The organism is Vibrio sp. Sgm 5 (assembly GCF_026241575.1).
GTDB classification, from domain to species: domain Bacteria; phylum Pseudomonadota; class Gammaproteobacteria; order Enterobacterales; family Vibrionaceae; genus Vibrio; species Vibrio jasicida.
The window spans coordinates 23,802-41,655 of the sequence record NZ_JAPHPY010000011.1; the positions used below are offsets into that span (position 1 = coordinate 23,802).

Here is a 17,854-nt window from a genome sequence, read left to right on the forward strand (position 1 = left end):
GATGCAAGCATCACAACTTCCGCTGTTTTTCCAGCATCTAGAAGCGGAGCTAACACAAGCTCCCAATGAAATTCGCCGACTGTTTCACGGTCGTGGTCGCCGTTTTGAAGGTTTAGAGCAAATCACGTGTGATTGGTTACAAGGTCAGTTGATCATCAACCTATTTAAAGAAGTGGATGAGACGTTTCTTACTGAATTGAAAGCAGGGTTGAACACGCTTTCAGAATCTGCTCTGTGGGCAGAGAAACAAGGGCGTACGATCGTAATTCAACATCGCTACGCTGACGGCGCACCTTCTGAAACTCTGTTGGGTGAGCTAGATGCTCGACCTGTGGTTGAAGAAAGTGGCTTGAAGTACCAGCTAGACATCGGACGTAACCAGAACTTCGGTCTGTTCCTTGATATGCGTTACGGCCGTGACTGGGTATGTGAAAATGCGAAGCACAAAAACGTACTTAATCTGTTTGCTTACACTTGTGGCTTTTCTGTTGCTGCAATTGCTGGTGGCGCAGATAAAGTGGTTAACGTGGATATGGCGAGAGCATCGCTGTCTAAAGGTCGTGAGAACCATAAGCTGAATGGTCATAACATCAACCAAGTGAGCTTTATGGGGCACGACATCTTTAAGTCGTGGGGCAAGATTAAGAAAGCGGGCCAATACGATGTGATCATCATTGATCCACCATCATTCCAGAAAGGCAGCTTTGCACTAACCAAAGACTACAAAAAGATTCTACGCCGTTTGCCTGATTTATTGGCAGAAGGTGGTCAGGTGTTAGCGTGTGTAAACTCGCCATCGGTGACCAGCGATTTCTTGATTGAAAGCATGAAGGAAGAAGCGCCAGAGCTAACATTCCGCGAGCGTTTGGATAACCCGCCAGAGTTTATGGATGTAGATAGCGAAGCTGCACTGAAGGTTTTACTGTTTAGCTGAGTTTAGATAAAGAAACTTCCGAGTTTAATAACACTTTTCCATAAGCAAAAAGCGCCTAGTACGGCGCTTTTTTAATGTTCGTATTAACGGCTTTAACCAATCTGAACTTCAAGATCGGATTCAATCGTCGAAGAGCAGGCGAGTACATAGCCTTGCTCAATTTCTTCAGGGGTCAATGTCTCTTGGCTTGTTGAAGACACGCTACCCTTGCGAACTTTACACTTACAAGAGCCACAAATACCGCTTCGGCAAGCTATGATCAGTGGTAATCCTGCGCCTTCCAACACATCAGCAAGGACTTGGCCTTTTTGAGCATCAATCGTTTGGGCGAAATCAGGCACTGACACACTCGCTGATTCATTTGATACTTCGGTTTCTTCGCTTGCTGCTGGTGTAAAGCTTTCTTGGAAGAAGTTCGCCATATCAAAGCCAAGCTCACTCAAGTAGCTTTGAACATCAAGCATAAACTGATTTGGACCGCATAGATAAACCGTGCGCTGTTTAAAGTCGGGCACCAGTTCTTTTAACCACTCGGTATTCAAACGACCTTCTGGGTATAGTGTTTCACCACGATTTTTCAGTAGCAATTTCAGATTGAAATCTGGATAAACCGAATGGTAGGTCTCTAGTAAATCAAAGTAGATGGTTTCTGGTTGAGAACGAGCAATGTGCAGGAACTCAATATCAACCCCAGCGTCTTTGCCTAGCCATTCTTTTGCCATCGCGAATACAGGCGTAATGCCACAGCCCGCACTGATGAGCAGTGCTTTCTTTCTGCCATTGATCGCGATTGGTGGGTGATCAATGCAGTTGAAATCACCCGTAGGAGGAAGCGCTTGAACCGTATCGCCAATGAGGAGCTTATCGATGATGTAGTTGGATACCTTACCGCCGTCGACACGCTTGATCGTCAGTTGCAGGCAGTCGTCACCGGAAAGAGAGCTGAGAGAGTAGGCACGAAACTCCATCTTGCCATCGATTTCAACGCCAAGGTTGATGAACTGACCCGCTTTAAATTCAAACAAGAGCGATTCTGACAGGTCTGCCAACTTGAGGCTCACTGCATCAGCAGTTTCATGGTATTTGTCTACACAGCGTAACGTGACAGGTTGACTGCCTTGCCATTCAAAAAACATAACAATCTCTTTGGTTGTCGAGTACTCAATAGATAAAAGCGCCCCCAATTAAGGAGGCGCATGATAAGCGAGGCGATTACGCTGCTAGGATAGTTTTAAGATCATCTTGAACATTGCCAATGCTACGCATATCGAACTTCTCTTGGATAATCGCAATCAAGTTTGGCGTTAGGAATGCAGGCGCTGTTGGACCCGTGTAGATGCCTTTCACACCAAGAGCGAATAGGGTAAGCAGGATCACAATCGCTTTTTGCTCGAACCAAGACAGAACAAGCGTTAGAGGAAGCTCGTTGATGTCGCAATCGAACTCTTTCGCAAGTGCCAGTGCAAGCTGGATTGCTGAGTACGCATCGTTACATTGGCCTACATCCAATAGGCGAGGGATGCCATTGATGTCGCCAAATGTGTTCTTGTTGAAGCGGTATTTACCACAAGCCAGCGTTAGGATTAGCGTATCTTCTGGTGCTTCTGCAGTGAAGTCGGTGTAGTAGCTACGTTCTGCTTTGTCGCCATCACAACCACCTACTAGGAAGAAGTGCTTGATGTTGCCTTGCTTCACTTGGTCGATAACTGCAGGAGCCGCGTTCATCAGTGCGTTACGTCCAAAGCCAACCGTGATGTTGTGCTCGATTTCATTGTGTTGGAAGCCTTCTTGTGCCAATGCACACTCGACTACTTGGCTAAAATCATCACCTTCTAGGTGAGCGACACCCGGCCAACCAACAATGCTACGAGTGAATAAGCGGTCTGCGTATTGGCCAACGTTCGGGTTCAATAGGCAATTTGATGTCATCACAATCGCGCCAGGGAAGTTAGCGAACTCTTTTTGTTGGTTCTGCCAAGCGCTACCGTAGTTACCCACTAGGTGAGGGTATTTTTTCAGCTCTGGGTAGCCGTGTGCAGGCAGCATCTCACCGTTGGTGTATACGTTAATGCCTTTGCCTTCGGTCTGTTGCAAGATTTTTTCTAGGTCATGAAGGTCATGACCAGAAACAAGAATACATTTGCCTTTGACTGGCTTAACGTTAACGGTTGTTGGCTCAGGGTGACCGAATGTAGCTGTTTCACCGTGATCCAGCATTTCCATCACTTTGTAGTTCATAAGACCGATGCGCATTGAGCAGTCTAGCAGTTTGCCTAGATCTTCAGGGTCAGTACCTAACCAAGCCATGATTTCGTGGTATTCCGCGAAGATATCATTGTTGGTTTGCTCAAGTACGCGTGCGTGTTCCATGTACGCAGCTGCACCTTTTAGGCCGTATAAGCAAAGCAGACGTAGACCGATAACGTCTTCGTGTACTTGGTCTTTACCGCGGTTTACCGCAACTTGAGGAGCAAACGCCAAGATTTCCTCTGCGCTGTTTGGTAGCTCGAAGTTCGCAACGTTAGGTACGTTCAATACGACTTCCTCAGCAAGTGTTGCGGCAGACATAACTTGGTCTTTTAGCAGTGCTTTATATGTTGCTGCTTGAGAAGTCAGTTCAAGGATACGCTCAGGATCGAAGTTTACGTTAGTCAACGTAGAGAAGAATGCTCTTGGAGCCCACTGGTTGATTTCATCATTGATGATGTTGAATTCAAGCGCGCGTGCTGCCCAAAAAGAAACCCCTTGCAAAGTGTAAACCAACACGTCTTGTAGATCGGATACCTCTGAAGTTTTGCCACACATACCTTGTGCGAAAGAACAGCCTTTTACAGCCGGGGTTTGGATTGTCTGTTCACATTGAATACAGAACATATTGGGTTCTCCAGTGATTGTAGTAATAGTCGTTTTGTTTTTCCTTTTAGAGCAGAATACGTGCCAATTGTTATCTTATTGATGTATAAAGGTTTTGTTGTTTTTTAAGTGCGTGGTTGATGTGATTGTGACAACACGAATGATGTGCAAATGACAACGAAAATACAGATGTGATGAGAAAAGCAACGCGCTGGAAACGCTTTAACAATCGAAAGTGGAAGTACTTGTTAAACAGGAGAAAAGTTAAGGCGGCTTTGTGGAGGTAAGAGATTCGCGATTGTGTGCCTCTGTAGATTTCGGGAGTGACGCAATAGGGTTGCTGAGAACTTGGTGAGTTTAAAGAGTTAGAAGAAAGCAGAGACTAGAGCGGTTTAATTGTCACGAATGAGGAACAGGGAATGAAAAGCGAGAAACCAAATGGGACAGTTAGCCATGCGCATTGGTGTTAAGCGTTATTCCGGACGAGTCTAAGCGAGCCATCCGGAATCCCTCTGTTCAAGAGATAACTTTTTCCTTCGAGAGAAAAGAGCGAAGTAGGGGCTTCTATTTGCTAATACCGAGCTTTTTACCCATGCGATACAAGTTGCCTCGATCCATTTGTAAAAACTCCGCTGCTTGTGCCCAAACACCGCCGGTTTGGCTCAAAGCGTGTTCAATCAAGTCACGTTGATAACTCTCTACTAACTCGCGCATTGGTTGGCTCTCTTTTGGCAAGTAATGTGATGTGTTTTTTACATCATCCAATGCCAGTGAAGTATCAAAGTGATTGAGCATGATGGTGCTCGCGCCTTGTTGAATCGCATGTAACGCAGCTCGCGTTAAGGTGTGTTCAAGCTCTCGAACGTTACCATACCAAGGCAGAGATTCTAGTTGAGTCAGTACCTTAGGGTGAACGTGAAGATTTGGTGCGTTAAATTGCTGACGTACTTTTTCCAACAAATATCCCGCGAGAACTGGAATATCGCCATCACGCGTGCGAAGTGGTGGCACTTTGATTGGGAACACGTTTAAACGATGGAACAGATCCGCACGAAATGTGCCATCTTCCACTTCTTTTTCTAACTGTCGATTGGTGGCGGCGATGATGCGCACGTTAACCATCAAATGCTGATCGCTGCCGACACGTTGCAACTCACCTTGCTGAATAACTCGCAGCAGTTTTGCTTGTAAAATCAATGGCAATTCACCGACTTCATCTAAGAAGATTGTCCCGCCATCAGCCAGCTCGAACTTACCTGCACGATGACTATTGGCTCCGGTAAAAGCGCCCTTTACGTGGCCAAACAGTTCGCTCTCCGCCAGACCTTCGGGTAGGGCGGCGCAGTTTACGTAGATCATCGGTTTGTCATTGCGATGAGATTGAGCATGGACAGAGTGAGCAACAAGCTCTTTGCCCGTTCCCGTTTCTCCCGTTACCAATACTGCATAATCTGACTGAGCAACGGTCGCAATGTTGTTTCGTAATTGATTGATTTGTGGACTTAAGCCAACCATGTCACCGTGTTGTGAGCGTGCCTGTTGGATCAGGGTTTGCGTGACGCTCTTTTGCTTCTGGTTCTGCGCTTTAAGGGCTTTTAATTGCGCAATGTTACGCAGTGTTGCCGCCGTTAGTGCTGCGAATGTTTCGATTGCGACTGGGTCGATATGGTCAAACGCGCCAACCGCTAGCGCATCCATGGTTAATGCGCCGACAAGCTGCCCCTCAAGGTACAAGCTAAAGCCCATGCAGTCATGGACGTCAATACACTGGTCTTCGGTTAACAGTGTTCCGTCAAATGGATCGGGCAGGGCGCAGTCGGCATCAAAGCGAACAGGCTCGCGACTATGAATGATGGCATCTAAACGCGGGTGAGCTTTAGGAAAGTAACGGCGACCGAGAACTGAGTTCGATAAACCTTTTACTGCGACTGGCGTTAGGAAGCCATCTTCATCAAAGATAAACAGGCAACTCGCATCACAAGGGAAGACTTGTGCTACCCCGTCAATCAGGTTTTGGTATTGCTGATCATGAGAGCGATTTGAGCTCAGATTGAGTGCAATATTGAGAAGTACGTGGTCGACAGTAGGAGTCATAACAAGCCCAGAGTTATCTTGAATGGGCTCATGCTAGCAACTTGATGTCATTTGAACATCGAAAGGTGTGAGAGATTGATGTTCCATTGACGACGATCAAGTGACATAACGGAACTGTGATACAAACAAGTGCAACTGATTGAACTTAAGAGCTAGGAGTGAGGGATTCAGCCTCCGCAAATAATACTATCCGAAATTGAATTTTTCCGTTGACCTTAAGTTAACTTGAGCTTTTATCCTCCATCTGTAAAACACGTCAGGAGGACAGGTTATGCATAATAACTACATTAAAGAATTAGCCATAAAGAGCTACCAAGAGGACCTACAAAAAGAGTATTACCGCGCTAAGCAGCGGACGTGGCATTTTCCGAGTTTTGTCTCTGGAATTGTGCTGACGCTGGTGTTGAGTGGGATGCTTTATTGAGAGAAGGCTGAAAAGAGATTCCCGACTGCGGTCTTTCGTCGCAATCAGGAATCTCTCTTGAAGTTTTGTTTACGGCTTCAACGTATGAAACCCAGAGTAAATGCGCGTAAACGTAGTAAACCAACACGCTGCACCAAAGATGTACGCAATCACGGCAAAGTGCTGAGGGAACAAACAGAACAGTACGAAGCAACCTATGGTCTCTGTGCCTTCTGTCAGACCGCTCATGTAGTACAGAGATTTATGCTTGTAGACAGGGTTATCGATACCACGTTTACCCGCCATGATCGCAAATGCTAAGAAGCTGCTTCCTGTACCAATAAACGAGAAGATCAAGAACGCGCCCGCAACGGCGTTCTGTTCTGGGTTTGCTAGTACAAAGCCAAATGGAATCAGAGAATAGAACAAGAAGTCTAAGCTAATATCAAGGAAGCCTCCGGCATCGGTGATGCCTTGAATTCTTGCCAACGCACCATCTAATCCATCACAAATTCGGTTTAGCAGAATAAACGCTAATGCAAGCGTGTATTGCTCTGCTATCAATACAGGTAAGGCAAAACAACCAAGGGCGAAGCCAAACAGCGTGGTTTGGTTAGCCGTCACGCCACATTTATCAATCAGTTTCGCACTCTGTGTCAATGGCCACTTAATGATTTTGATACTCAGGCTATCAAGCATGGCTAGTCTCCCAAGGCCAGTTTAGGCACCGACTGCCTTCAGGAATATCATCCTCATCGTGAGTTACCATTAAAGCAGGAATATTGGCTTGTTGAAGCTGCTCCACAACCCAGTTACGAAACTGTACGCGAAGATCTTTATCCAGCTTGCTGTATGGCTCATCGAGCAATGCAACTTTCGGTTTCGCTAACAACATGCGAGTGAGAGCGATACGCGCGCGCTGGCCGCCTGAGATTTGGTCAGGGAAAGACTCTGCAAGTTTAGTTAGCGAGATGTGCTTCAAAGCCTGCATCGCGCGCTCTTTACGCTCAGCCCCTTTGATTGAATTGGGTAGTGCGAACGCAAGGTTTTCCCACACGGTAAGGTGCGGGAAGAGCAAGTCATCTTGGAATAGGATACCCACCTGACGTTTGTGCGCAGGTAAAGCATCCAGCTTTTCATTATCGAGTGTGATTGAGCCTGAATAGTCGAACTCGGAAGACAGGTGACCAGCAATGGCATCCAACAAGGTGGATTTGCCACAGCCACTTGGGCCCATCAGTGTAACAATTTCACCTTTCTCTACCGTCATGTTGAAGGCAGAGAAAAGTGTGTCGCCATTGTTTTTACGGATGGCGAGGTTTTCGAGACAAAGACTCATTCGGTAGTAAACCTTTAATAGACAACCGGCGATACTTAACGTGTAAACGACTAAGTAGAATCGCAAAAGAGAAGAACATTAACGGCAAGAGCGCTTGCCAAATTGCGTAAATCGCGGTGACACGACGGTCGAAGCCACTTGAGAGGGCTACCGCTTCTGTTGTTATGGTGCTGATGCGACCGGCCCCCAGCACGAGTGTTGGTAGGTATTGCGCCAAGCTCACACTAATTCCCACTGCCCAAGCAAAGGCAATGGCAGGCAGAAGAATCGGCAACTTCACTTTCAACCAAGCCTGCATCGGTGATTTACCAAGGCTTAGGGCAACACGAGTTAAACCGTTGTCGAAGCTGCGCCAAGGACCATCCAAGGACAGATAAACAAACGGGAACGCAAAGAACACGTGAGCCCAGCATACCCAGAAGAAGTACGCGTTGCTGTCGAGATACAGCGTGACGACTTGCATACCAAACAACACAGAAAGCTGTGGGATCAACATTGGCACGGCAATGATGTATCCCGGCACCTGCCAGCGGTAACGTAATCGGTATTCATGAGCAATCAGCGCCAGTACAAGGGCAATAGACGCACAGATCACCGCAATCAACATGCTTTGCTCTAGCGTGCCAAGAATACTTTGCCACTCGTATTCCCAAAAACGTAAGCTGTAGCGGCTTGGTAATAAGTCAGGGAAACGCCAACGCTGTGCAAAGCTCCAGACCACCATCAATGGCACCATTAACAGTGCGAGTAGGGCTATCAGAGAAAACAAGGTTTTACCCGGTAAGCGGAAACCGCTGCGACCAGAGTATTGCCAGCGTTTAAAGCCTTTGGTAATGCTCCATTCGACGAGTCGTGCAAAACCAATCAAAAGGCTTGCAATAGCAAACAGCACAACCGCGCCCGCCGCCGCTCTTGGTAGGAGTGACAAATCAGGGTCGTTAAACCATTGCCATACCAACACTGCAAACGTAGGAGGGTTGGTTGGGCCAATAATTAGCGCCACATCCACAACGGATAAGCTGTAAGCCAGAACAGCCAACATTGGAAAACGCAGCTTCGCTAACCATTGTGGGAAAACGCATTTCCACCATGCTTGCGCGGAACTGTAACCCATCGAATGGCTGACTTTTTCAATCTTCTTAACTTTTAATTGCTGAAGAATAGGAATGCTCATCAACAATAAAAACGGTACTTCTTTGATAGCAAGCATGACGATCAAACCCAGTGCGTGTGGGTCTTTGATCAACAACGCCAGATCATTCACCGTTTGTGCATTTGGATCGTAACCAAACATTTGGTTGAGTACACGAACGCCCATACCTGTTGGTGCGAATAGAAAAGCGAAGCCAATGGCAAACGCGACATGCGGCATAGCAAGAAGAGGGGAAAGACTCATTTCAATCTTACGCCAGAACTTGCTGCCCCATGAGGCTTGAAGAATCGCGAAAGTGATCAAACAAGCAAGATAGCTGCTGAAAATGGCGGAATAAAAAGTCAATCCAATCGACGTCCACACACCTTCCCAGTCAAACACAGCATGAAAGCCATCCAGTGAGAAGTGGTGCAAACCGATAGGGGGTACATAGCCGAGCGCAGACACCACCCCCCCGAGTAGCCCCGGGATGGTCGGTAATATACAAACTGCGATAATAACTAGATACAGCGCTCTTAACATGGGTGTGTATTAATTTCCGTAGCGTTTCAGCCATTCTTTTTCTAGCGCTGCTTGCCAGCTTGGGTGTGGCTCCGCGATAGATTTGAACTGTTGAGTATTCTTAGCCGTGCCGGTTAGGTACTGGCTGCTTAGCACTGAAGGATCACCCCAGATGTTGATATCACCTTTGCGAGATTGTGCTTCAGGGCTTAATAAAAAGTTTATAGCAACTTGCGCGCCTGCACTGGCATTTGCGTTCCAAGGAATCGCTAAGAAATGGATGTTCGACAGTGCACCAGCGTCCATCGCGTATGCTTTGGTGCTTTCTGCTAGGTTACCGCCTGATTGTGATGAGAAAACCGCGTTCGGGTTGAACGTGACAGCTAAGTCAATCTGACCATCATCTAACAGTTGTACGGTTTCTGCTGTTCCGCCAGGAAATTGTTTACCGCCGCGCCATGCGACAGTGTGGAATTCATCTAAGTAAGCCCATAGAGGCTGCGTAACGGTTTTGAATGCTTCATCGGTCACTGGTTTTTGCAGTGCAGGATCGTTGTTACTTAACTCAATGAGCAGAGATTTAATGAAGCTAGTGCCATGGAACTCTGGTGGGCGAGGGTAAGTAAGGCGGTTAGGGAACGCTTTTGCGTAACTTAGCATTTCTGCGTAAGAACTTGGCGGGTTGTTTAGCGTCTCTTCATCGTAGATAAAAACAAGTTGGCCAACACCCCATGGCGCTTCTAGGCCATCTGTTGGTTCAGAGAAATCGACATCTACCGGTAGTGTTTTATCGACATATTGCCAACTTGGTAGACCATCAACAAAAGGACCAAACAGCAGTTGGTTGTCTTTCATTGATTTAAAGTTTTCACCATTAATCCAAACCATATCTACGCTGCCACCGCTGTTCTTCCCTGCGGCTTTTTCTGCGATAAGACGAGTGGTGGTTTCAGAAATGTCGGTGACTTTTACGTGGTTAAGCGTCACGTTGTAGCGAGATTTAAGCTCTTTGCCTGCCCATTGGATATAGCGGTTGATCTCTTGGCTACCCCCCCAAGCATGGAAATAAACAGTCTGACCGTCGGCTTGTTGTTCGATTTTTTGCCATTCTTCTGTGTTAGAAGAGGCATAGGAAGAGGTGGCAAAAGTGGCGGTTAAAATGCCAATGGTGCTAAGTAGCTTTTTCATACGTAATCCGTGTTTTTATCTTTGTTTTCATTTTGGAGCTTTGTTCCGCTATGAAGTGGCAACCGTTTATTTTCGGCACTCAACATAGGGCTATTCATCAACTGAATGCTCCGTTCCCTCTAGATGGATAGTAATCTATCTTGCTTTATTATCAACGCGAATTTGACAATAGATTCAGAGAATTACTCGCCTTGTGAGGTCATACCGATCAGCATTTATTCTTGGCCTTAAACGTGAGCAATAGGGGCATAAAATATGACCAAGCTGGTATGAATGAAAAGAGTGCAACTCCCGATAAGTCGCACTCTTTTGGCGTCAATAATGGATAGACCGGATTACTTCGCTAATTCTTCCATGTTGATGCCTTTTTTCTTCGCGATGTATTTTGGAATCAGAGACATACCAAACAGGATAAGACCTGCAACCGCAAACTTCACTAGCAGCATTGCAGACACACCGTTTGTTGCAATATCCCCCGCCATGTAAGCGAAGATGAATGCACCTGGTGCCATCGTTAGTAGAGAAACCAAGGCGTAAGTACCAAGGTTTAGGCTTGTTAGACCGTAAGCATAGTTCTGTAGACTGAATGGGAAGACAGGAACCAAACGCGTTAGGATCAAGAAGCTAGTACCGTTTGCAGCAACACCGTCATCGATCTTTTTGAAGATTGGGTTATCACCAAACTTGTTCATGATTGTATTGCGTAATAGGAAACGAGCAACAATAAACGCTACTACAGCACCAAGTGTTGCAGAGAATAGCGCTAGGATGCCGCCTTTGATCGGGCCAAACACGATGCCAGCCACAATAGTAAATGCGCTGCCTGGTAGTAGGAAAACACACGCAAACACGAATGCTGCTACGAATACTGCGTAACCCCAAACGCCAAAGCTTGCGATCCAATCTTGTAGGCTCTTGATGTCTGTGATGATTTCAAGGATGCCAGTTTGTTTTGCTGCAAATAGAGCGAGAGCGATAACAGCAACAATAAGAGCAATTTTTACGAATTTCATAAGTTCAACTTCACTTAAACCTAATAATTAAAAAGATGTAGCTACAAAAACGTAGCTACAGAGACTTAGCTACACAGACATACACTTGATTAGGCCCGCTTTCGATTTGTAGCGGTTGAACCAAGCTTTCACAGGGCTAGCAAGTACGTTTACTGGCGGCTCATCACCTTGCATGACCACAGGGCCGAACATGAGATCCAGAATGTGCCAAGATTTCGTACCTACACCCATCATGGATGCGCGACAAGCCGAGCAGTAAACCACCACGTAGTCTGTCTCAAACTCTTCCACACGGCGTTTGATTACGCGTGTTGCGACGTCTGGGTTTGCTGGCACTACCATGCCGCCAAAGCCACAGCAGCGCGTGTTTTCACGTGTGTGTTCTGGTTCTGAAGTTTTGTAGCCAAGCTCGTTCAAGATCCAGCGGATACCGTCTTGCAGTTCTTTTTCGTAGCGAGTAGAGCAAGAGTCGTGAATGGTGAATACCACGTCACTGTTTTTCGCTTTACCGCGTAGCGCTTCTGGTAGACCGATTTCTGGAAGCAGTTTCCACAATGAGATCGGCTTTTGTGTGCCGCCAGATTTCTTGATTATGCCGTAGCAGCTTTGACACGCCACAATGACTTCTTGTGCGTCTAGCTTATCGAAGTCCGCTTGAAGCTGGCCGTAGCGTTCTTTGAACTTCTCAGTTTGGCCAATAGCAGCGGTTGGTTTACCACAACACTTCTGCACTGCGCCCATGTCTGGGTACACTTCTTTTAAGTAGCTCGCAATTGCTGCTACGCCTTCTGGTGAGTAGGATGGCAAGCTGCATCCTGGCATAAATACTTTATTACTCATTTTGTTGATACCGCTCGTTTTGCCATAGTGAAGATTTTTGAGAAGCCCAGCTTCTGGTGCATGTTGATTGCTTTGTGCCCCAGCATTGGTGATTCACCATTGTTTGCCTTAACAAAGTCCGCACGTGCGCCTAAGAACATTTCCTTCATTGGGAAGTCTTTCGGACATACGATGGTGCACTGGTCACAGGCGTTACATGAGTAAGCCATCAGTGGGTCCATTGACTTGTTGTTCACGAAGTCAGAGAAGATGGTCTTCGGACAGTCACTGAAGTCGTTCATCATGATGCACTCGGTCATACATAGCTTGCAGCTACATTGCAGACAGCGAGATGCTTCTTGTTTGATTTGTTCTTCAGTAAAGCCTAAATCCACTTGTGCAAAATCTTGCTTACGCTCTTCCGCGTTACGCAATTCACCGTGTAGGCGAGGGGTATCTACCGTACCTTTTGGTAGTGGCACGTCTAGACGAGATGAGTAGCTGTATTCTTGCTCGAAGTCGCGACCTTCAGTCAGTGAGCGAGTCGTTAGGAAGCGCTCTACACTCATTGCGGCTTTGCGACCTAATGCCATCGCTTCAATCACGATGTTACCGCCACACGCGTCACCGGCTACGAAGACGTCTTCAAGGCTAGAAGCTAGTGTTTGTTTATCGACTACGTAACGGCCGCCGCGAGTTTGTTCTAGTGCGCCACCAGTGATGTCAGCCACAACTTGACCCGTAGCGAAAACAACCGTATCCACAGAGATAGTTTTGCTTTCTTCGCTGTACTGAGGCGCAAAGTTGCCTTGCTCATCAAAGATAGACACTACTTTCTTGATAGTGATGCCGGTTACTTTGCCGTTTTCATGTTCGATAGCAACTGGGCCCCAACCTGCGTTGAACTCGACACCTTCTTCTAGCGACTCGTCGATTTCGATTTGGCTTGCAGGTAGATTCTCTAGGCTCTCAAGCGAACATTGGTAAACGTCGCTTGCACCGATACGCCATGAAGAACGCGCACAGTCCATCGCAACGTCACCACCACCGATAACCATCACGCGTTTACCTGCTCGTGGGAACTGGCGAGTTTCAGAAATCTCTTTCAAGTATTCAACCGCAGAGAACACGCCATCGTTGTCATGACCTGGTAGCGGAATGATAGAGCCTACGTGTGCACCGTGAGCTAGAATCACAGCATCGTGTTCGCTACGTAGAGTATCGAAGCTGATGTCTTTGCCGATTTCAACACCGAAACGAGTCGTCACACCTAGCATTGCTAAGTAGCTGTATTCGAAGTCGATAACGTCGCGTGGTAGACGGTATTCAGGGATACCCACACGCATCATGCCGCCGTATACGTCTAGCTTTTCGTAAATCGTTACTTCGTGGCCTTGACGACGAAGCTCAATAGCCGCTTGCGCACCAGCTGGGCCTGCACCAACGATCGCGATGTGTTTGTTGGTTAGGGGAGCAATGTTGAGATCCCAGTGATCTTGGTTATCCAGTTTTTCTGCAACAAAACGCTTGATGCCTGCAACGCTGATCGGCTGACCGAACTCAGTATTACGACGACAAGAAGCTTCACAAGGGTGTGCACAGATGCGGCCAAGCGTTTGAGGTAGGAATAGTTTGCTGCGGATCAGATCCAAAGCGCCTTGGAAATCACCTTCGCCTGCCATGCGAACGTATTGTTTTACGTCTGTGTGCATTGGACATGCGGTTTGACATGCCGGATCGGCATCCCCCATACAGCCATCGACGATAGTTTGAGCGGTGTCGAATAGCTTTTGGCTAAAAATTACATTGTTCATTAACTGCGGTTTCCGTGTTTATTAGCTCTTGCCGTTGATAACGTTCACTTCAGGATTCTTCTGCTCGTAGTGAGCATGGCTGTACTCGATCCATGAGCCGTCGTAGTTGTAGACGCCTTCTGCACCTAATACTTCAGTAAGAATCATGGTTGTGTGGGCAGAACGAACACCAGATTGGCAGTAAGCGATCACTTTCTTTCCTTTGATGATGTTGCCGTAAAGGGCTTGCAGCTCTTCTGCTGATTTAAGAGTCGTGTCTTCGTTTAGTGCTTTTGTCCAGTTGATGTGAACACTGTTTGGAATGGTGCCTGGACCAAATGCACCAGAAACCGCTACTTCGCCGCTAAATTCGTCGTTACCACGCGTATCTAGGATCACCCAATCAGAGCTGTTTTGCGCTTCGATAACCATATCTAACGTTGCTAGCGTATTGTTGTCTTGCTCCGTGTTCGGAGATTTGTATTCAACCGCTGCAACGCTTTGATTTGCAGAGCCAGTTGGGAAACCTGCGCCCATCCAAGCGTTTAAGCCACCGTCTAGGTAACGAACGTCTTGGTGACCAAGGTTATGGATTTGCCAGTAAAGGCGCGCAGCATCGTGGTGAGAGCCTGCCGCGTAAACCACGATTGTGCTGTCCGTTGATGCGCCGAAGCTACCTAAGATGGTTTCCATCTCTTCCGTGCTGTTGCTCATACCGCCGAAATCGTAAACGCCTTCAGCCGCAGAGTAATCGTTACGCCACATAGTGTAAGAACCAGAGATAGGATTATCTGGTTTGATAGGGTTTAACGCGCCGATCACAACCACGTCTTTATCACTGTCCATTAACGATTTCAGTTGCTGTGATGAAATGAAATGCTCTGGGTGAGCGTATTGTGTGAATTTCTGCTCTTGAGCAGCGGCATCCACTGTTACGGCCTCTGCTGAGAACATCGTATTGTAAGCTGAGTAGCCAACAGCTGCGACAGCCGCCAACACACCCAACGCAATCGTCGATTTTTTCATGAGTTGCTTCCATATTTTAATTTAAAGTTTTTGTGCCGAAACTTCGATTTTTCGACAGTTAGAATGCTTTTGAAGGGGAAAGGCCGACATGAACGTTTTTTGTTCGTTAGAGATGTTCATTGTGTGAAATAGGTAAAGTGCCTCTACCCCTTTATGGGTAAGGCATTCTGAGGAAAACGTTTAAATGGCGATATTGTGGTTTCCCACAATAATGATGTGGGATTGATCTAAAGCAACAAAGTAGTAGGGGGGAGTGGTGCTAAAATGCGCCACAACGGTGTTTTGGTAGTATCTCGTAAGTGATTGATAATTATTCTCAAAAGTTAACTCTTTTCGTTTGTGCTCTCTTCTTTTTCTTTACCTCTTTTGTGTTTGCTAGTGAACAAAAAGCACACAGAACAGACTATGATGTTGGTGTTTTAGCACTGCGCGGACACGCCCATGCGTGTGAAGCTTGGCAACCGACTTTGGATTGGTTAGAGGTGCAAAACCCTGGATACAAATTCAATTTACATACTTACGATTTCGACCAACTGGAAGACGCATTTCTGCACGGTTGGCTCGACTTCATTTTGACCAGCCCGGGGCAGGCGACCAAGCTTGCTCGTGAATACCCTATTAATTGGTTAGCCACACAAAAAACCGCTTACAGCGACTTGCCAAATAAGTCGATTGCTTCGGTGGTGGTGGTACGTGAAGAATCACCTTTTAAAACACTTAGAGACATCAATAAAGCCAATGTCGCTGCTGTGTCTGAAAAAGCCTTTGGTGGTTTTCTTGCCCTGCGTTATGAATTGGATAAGTTGGGTTACTTCAACTCTTCATTCTTTGAAAAAATCCATTTCACAGGTCCACCAACGGATCAATTGATTTTGGATGTGATCAAAAATGATCTGGATGTGGCGATCGTTCCTGCTTGTACGTTGGAAAATATGGCGAAAGAGGGCCGTATCCAGCTGCATAGTTTAAGAGTACTTAACGAAAAGCGTCCGGCCGATTCAATTTGTGCAGTCAGTACACCTCTTTATCCAAACTGGACCATGGCAATGACTGAACGCACGCCTTTTGATGTCGGACAAATGGTCGCACAAACACTATTTGCGATGCCTGCTGAGCACCCTGCGGCAATAGCGGCGAATAATGTAGGTTGGATGTTGCCTGCGCCGAGTATCAATGTAGATAAAGTTTACAAGCATTTGGATATGCATCCTTTGCAGAAATCATGGGGACAAAAGGCCAAAGAATGGTTGGGTAAGAACCAAGCGATAGCGATGGCATCTTTGTTGACCTTATTGCTTATGACGGGTTACCACTTTTGGTTGGAATGGAAGTTTCAACGCAGCCAAGAAAAACTAAAATCCACCATGAATAACTTACGACGCAAAAGCAGCATGCTTGAACACGCACAGCGGATCACTATTGTTGGGGAGCTTGGCAGCAGCATTGCTCATGAGATTAACCAGCCGTTAGCTGCGATTAAGAACTACAGCCAAGGGGCGAAAGTCCGCATGGAACGAGGGACAACACCCGAAGAGATGTTGCCTATTTTGGATAAGATTCAGCAACAAGTGACTTCTGCCAGTGACATCATTCAACGTTTACGAAGCTTGATTCATCGTACTCCGATTGAAAAAAAATGGATTGACCTTCCAAGTCTCATCGAAGAGTCAATGAAGCTGGTGGATTATGAATTTCAACGCCATCGCATTCAATTAGGGGTGATGTATTCAGGTGAAGTACAACCCATTTTTGCAGACGTAACGGGGTTGCAGCAAGTCATCCTTAACGTCTTAAACAACGCAAAAGATGCATGTTTGAGTCACGAGCCAAAGCGAAAGGAGCTCTACGTTGACCTGCACATAAGCTTTTGTGACGAAATGGTCATCATAGATGTCATGGACAACGGTATTGGCATCGAAGAACAAGATATTCCGCTGGATCAAGCGTTCTACACCACCAAAGAAAATGGCCTGGGACTAGGACTCGCGATTTGTCGTGATGTTATCGATGCCCATCAAGGCAGTATTCGTTTTCGGTCAATAGAGCCTACTGGCTGCCAAGTGACCATTATTTTACCGTATCAGGAGACTTGTCATGAGTCGTAACCTCTGTCCTCTTTATATCGTCGATGATGAAGAACCCGTATTAGAGTCGATGGCGTTCATGTTAGAAAGCTATGGCTATGAGGTTCAGGCGTTCTGTAGTGGCCCAGATTTTCTAAAAGAAGCCGATTTACCGTCAGCAGGGTGTGTGCTACTTGATAGTCGTATGCCAGAGATGCGAGGGCAAGATGTTCATCAAATCATGAATGAGCAATTTAGCCCAATCAGTGTTATCTATCTTACTGGGCACGGCGATATCCCTATGGCGGTAGATGCGCTAAAAGATGGTGCGCTCGATTTTTTCCAAAAGCCAGTTGATGGCAATGCGTTGGTGTTAGCGATTGAAGATGCTATGGAACAGTCGATCAAAAACTGTGAAAAGCTCGGTGCAAAACAAGTTCTACAGAACCTTACTAAGCGTGAAAGAGAAGTGCTTGGCTTAGTGGTTAAAGGGATGAAAAACCAAGAGATGGCGGACTTGTTGTGTGTCTCCTTACGAACGATTGAAGTACACCGTTCCAACGTGATGAAGAAACTCGAATCGGAAAGCCTTGCTGTACTGATTCGTAAAGTCGGGCATTTAATCTAACAAAGCCGTATTCGGTGAACAAAGCGTATCATTGTTGGGAAATGAAT

At 46.5% G+C, this 17,854-nt stretch carries 14 protein-coding genes; 3 read left to right on the top strand and 11 right to left on the bottom strand.

The genetic code is table 11. The annotated features are described in order from the left end of the window. Position 1: 1 nt before the first annotated feature. The gene (locus OQJ86_RS08455; protein WP_265987462.1) at positions 2-934 is read left to right on the top strand and encodes a class I SAM-dependent methyltransferase; all 933 of its coding nucleotides are present in this window, start codon (positions 2-4) and stop codon (positions 932-934) included. 92 nt (positions 935-1,026) lie between these two features. Here the strand turns inward: OQJ86_RS08455 and OQJ86_RS08460 are convergent, their stop codons facing one another. The 11 genes from OQJ86_RS08460 to OQJ86_RS08510 all read right to left on the bottom strand — a co-directional run bounded on the left by OQJ86_RS08460 (position 1,027) and on the right by OQJ86_RS08510 (position 15,116). Next, a complete protein-coding gene (locus OQJ86_RS08460) occupies positions 1,027-2,070 on the bottom strand; it encodes a hybrid-cluster NAD(P)-dependent oxidoreductase (RefSeq protein WP_038881401.1) in 1,044 nt (347 codons plus the stop codon). Between the two features lie 76 nt (positions 2,071-2,146). Continuing rightward, on the bottom strand, positions 2,147-3,808 hold the full coding sequence (hcp, locus tag OQJ86_RS08465) for a hydroxylamine reductase (protein WP_265987463.1): 1,662 nt from the start codon (positions 3,806-3,808) through the stop codon (positions 2,147-2,149). Positions 3,809-4,351: 543 nt separating this feature from the next. Next, positions 4,352-5,881, bottom strand: coding sequence for a nitric oxide reductase transcriptional regulator NorR (gene norR / locus OQJ86_RS08470; RefSeq protein WP_265987464.1), 1,530 nt, complete (start codon positions 5,879-5,881; stop codon positions 4,352-4,354). Between the two features lie 493 nt (positions 5,882-6,374). Further along, positions 6,375-6,983, bottom strand: coding sequence for a CDP-alcohol phosphatidyltransferase family protein (locus OQJ86_RS08475; RefSeq protein ID WP_265987465.1), 609 nt, complete (start codon positions 6,981-6,983; stop codon positions 6,375-6,377). Next, on the bottom strand, positions 6,976-7,623 hold the full coding sequence (locus OQJ86_RS08480) for an ATP-binding cassette domain-containing protein (RefSeq protein WP_265987466.1): 648 nt from the start codon (positions 7,621-7,623) through the stop codon (positions 6,976-6,978). The genes OQJ86_RS08475 and OQJ86_RS08480 overlap by 8 nt, the downstream gene beginning before the upstream one ends. Next, on the bottom strand, positions 7,589-9,298 hold the full coding sequence (locus tag OQJ86_RS08485) for an ABC transporter permease (RefSeq protein WP_265987467.1): 1,710 nt from the start codon (positions 9,296-9,298) through the stop codon (positions 7,589-7,591). Before OQJ86_RS08485 ends, OQJ86_RS08480 begins: the two co-directional genes overlap by 35 nt. 9 nt (positions 9,299-9,307) lie before the next feature. Next, the gene (locus OQJ86_RS08490) at positions 9,308-10,465 is read right to left on the bottom strand and encodes an ABC transporter substrate-binding protein (RefSeq protein WP_265987468.1); all 1,158 of its coding nucleotides are present in this window, start codon (positions 10,463-10,465) and stop codon (positions 9,308-9,310) included. 335 nt (positions 10,466-10,800) lie between these two features. Further along, complete coding sequence (locus OQJ86_RS08495) at positions 10,801-11,478, bottom strand: TVP38/TMEM64 family protein (protein ID WP_265987469.1); 678 nt, start codon at positions 11,476-11,478, stop codon at positions 10,801-10,803. Positions 11,479-11,547: 69 nt separating this feature from the next. After that, positions 11,548-12,318: a (Fe-S)-binding protein gene (locus OQJ86_RS08500; protein WP_265987470.1), complete on the bottom strand. Its 771-nt coding sequence runs from the start codon at positions 12,316-12,318 to the stop codon at positions 11,548-11,550. After that, complete coding sequence (locus OQJ86_RS08505) at positions 12,315-14,111, bottom strand: FAD-dependent oxidoreductase (RefSeq protein WP_265987471.1); 1,797 nt, start codon at positions 14,109-14,111, stop codon at positions 12,315-12,317. The genes OQJ86_RS08500 and OQJ86_RS08505 overlap by 4 nt, the downstream gene beginning before the upstream one ends. Positions 14,112-14,132: 21 nt before the next feature. Continuing rightward, positions 14,133-15,116, bottom strand: coding sequence for a sulfurtransferase (locus OQJ86_RS08510; RefSeq protein WP_265987472.1), 984 nt, complete (start codon positions 15,114-15,116; stop codon positions 14,133-14,135). 299 nt (positions 15,117-15,415) lie between these two features. Between OQJ86_RS08510 and OQJ86_RS08515 the strand changes: the two genes are divergently transcribed. Both OQJ86_RS08515 and OQJ86_RS08520 read left to right on the top strand, forming a co-directional pair. After that, positions 15,416-17,221, top strand: a complete 1,806-nt coding sequence (locus OQJ86_RS08515) for a sensor histidine kinase (RefSeq protein WP_265987473.1) — start codon at positions 15,416-15,418, stop codon at positions 17,219-17,221. Beyond that, the gene (locus OQJ86_RS08520) at positions 17,211-17,807 is read left to right on the top strand and encodes a response regulator transcription factor (protein WP_042601816.1); all 597 of its coding nucleotides are present in this window, start codon (positions 17,211-17,213) and stop codon (positions 17,805-17,807) included. The genes OQJ86_RS08515 and OQJ86_RS08520 overlap by 11 nt, the downstream gene beginning before the upstream one ends. Positions 17,808-17,854: the final 47 nt, after the last annotated feature.

Coding starts and splice junctions, on each gene's coding strand:
- OQJ86_RS08495 (WP_265987469.1), bottom strand. CDS start 11,478: ATGAAATTCGTAAAAATTGCTCTTATTGTTGCTGTTATCGCTCTCGCT.
- OQJ86_RS08520 (WP_042601816.1), top strand. CDS start 17,211: ATGAGTCGTAACCTCTGTCCTCTTTATATCGTCGATGATGAAGAACCC.
- OQJ86_RS08480 (WP_265987466.1), bottom strand. CDS start 7,623: ATGAGTCTTTGTCTCGAAAACCTCGCCATCCGTAAAAACAATGGCGAC.
- OQJ86_RS08455 (WP_265987462.1), top strand. CDS start 2: ATGCAAGCATCACAACTTCCGCTGTTTTTCCAGCATCTAGAAGCGGAG.
- OQJ86_RS08460 (WP_038881401.1), bottom strand. CDS start 2,070: ATGTTTTTTGAATGGCAAGGCAGTCAACCTGTCACGTTACGCTGTGTA.
- OQJ86_RS08475 (WP_265987465.1), bottom strand. CDS start 6,983: ATGCTTGATAGCCTGAGTATCAAAATCATTAAGTGGCCATTGACACAG.
- norR (WP_265987464.1), bottom strand. CDS start 5,881: ATGACTCCTACTGTCGACCACGTACTTCTCAATATTGCACTCAATCTG.
- OQJ86_RS08505 (WP_265987471.1), bottom strand. CDS start 14,111: ATGAACAATGTAATTTTTAGCCAAAAGCTATTCGACACCGCTCAAACT.
- OQJ86_RS08500 (WP_265987470.1), bottom strand. CDS start 12,318: ATGAGTAATAAAGTATTTATGCCAGGATGCAGCTTGCCATCCTACTCA.
- hcp (WP_265987463.1), bottom strand. CDS start 3,808: ATGTTCTGTATTCAATGTGAACAGACAATCCAAACCCCGGCTGTAAAA.
- OQJ86_RS08485 (WP_265987467.1), bottom strand. CDS start 9,298: ATGTTAAGAGCGCTGTATCTAGTTATTATCGCAGTTTGTATATTACCG.
- OQJ86_RS08490 (WP_265987468.1), bottom strand. CDS start 10,465: ATGAAAAAGCTACTTAGCACCATTGGCATTTTAACCGCCACTTTTGCC.
- OQJ86_RS08510 (WP_265987472.1), bottom strand. CDS start 15,116: ATGAAAAAATCGACGATTGCGTTGGGTGTGTTGGCGGCTGTCGCAGCT.